Below are 494 nucleotides of genomic sequence, written 5' to 3' on the forward strand. Positions count from 1 at the left end.
GGTAAACACTCCACATACTGCCCGTCCTTCTGTATGAACGGCCAGCATGACCTTGGTCGCCAGCTCGCGATTCAGGTTAAAAAACACCTCGAGCACTTCGACGACGAAATCCATCGGTGTGTAGTCATCGTTGAACAAAACCACCTTGTACATAGGCGGCGCCTGTAAAGCAGGCTTAGCCTCCTGAACAGCAATGCCTGCGGAATCGTCGTCGTGTAAATCAGGGCGATCCTGATTGAATGTTAGTCGAATCTGGCTGATTGCATGCATGGAAAGAAAGGTTCGTCAGTTGTGCAAATACAGTGGTGGGGGCGGCCATCAGCGATTTCAACTCCGACTGCCCGGTCACCTTGACTATCGGGAAAACGGTGTTACAACCAATAGAGCCCACAGTGGGTAAAAAAGGTCCGCGGAGTCAATCTATTTACAAGATTAGACTGCGGATTAACTGGATGATACTCCAGTGATGGAGTCTGTTGCAGAGGGATATGAGT

General features: G+C 49.8%; 1 protein-coding gene. It reads right to left on the minus strand.

Annotated elements, in window-relative coordinates:
• Positions 1–270: ATP-dependent Clp protease adaptor ClpS (locus AC1DLB_RS31925; RefSeq protein WP_477786523.1), on the minus strand; the 270-nt coding region annotated here is incomplete at its 3' end.
• Positions 271–494 lie beyond the last annotated feature (224 nt).

Source organism: Pseudomonas sp. 05N434, from assembly GCF_056396965.1.